This is a genomic window from Vibrio sp. Y176 (genome assembly GCF_033438945.1).
Window position 1 is genome coordinate 1 of record NZ_JAWOQS010000641.1, and the last position, 656, is coordinate 656.

Here is a 656-nt window from a genome sequence, read left to right on the forward strand (position 1 = left end):
CTGTGTGTCATCACATTGTGCGCAGATGAACGTTGTTTGACTTCCACTGGAGATCCCTGCCCGTGTGGAGGCGGAGGTCCGGGTGCTGGCAGCGGCACGGTGGCAAAGCCAAACACCATTCCTCTGCACACACTGCGATGCCACACAGCTGGTTCAATATCAGCAAAGTTTCCCTTTATATTCATTGTCTTGTGTGGCGATCAGCAGTGATGTGGTGGTTCACTTTTACACTGTGATCTGTAGCCTATAGTTCGGCTTTAGCTTTTAACTATCTTTGTCTTTTTAACCTGTTGTTGCTGCTGAGTCAGTTTGACATCCTGGATATATCCTTCAAACACAGACTGTAGACCCCTCTGTCTGCTTCTCTCTGGAATCACTCTTTCATTTCTCCAAAAATATGATAATATGTCTTCAGGGAGTGCAGTTAGTTACAGTGTGGGCTCCACACTTAGTCTGACAGCTTGACGGACCATCACAAAGGGGCGGGGCTTAGCGAAAGGCCAGTTGTCACCTCATACAAACAGTAGTGCATGAGACAGATTATGTGTGAGAAAATCAGGTTCCTCTGGTTCCTTCTAGTGTTCCTAATGGCATTTGCAAGAATCCACTGCTCTGATGTTAACGCCTTCTTTTAGCTTGCTTTTCATCATCTATCT

General features: G+C 46.2%; 1 protein-coding gene. It reads right to left on the reverse strand.

Annotation, left to right across the window (positions count from 1 at the left end; all coding sequences use genetic code 11):
• Positions 1-185: hypothetical protein (locus R7O13_RS27815; protein ID WP_318305318.1), on the reverse strand; the 185-nt coding region annotated here is incomplete at its 3' end.
• Positions 186-656 lie beyond the last annotated feature (471 nt).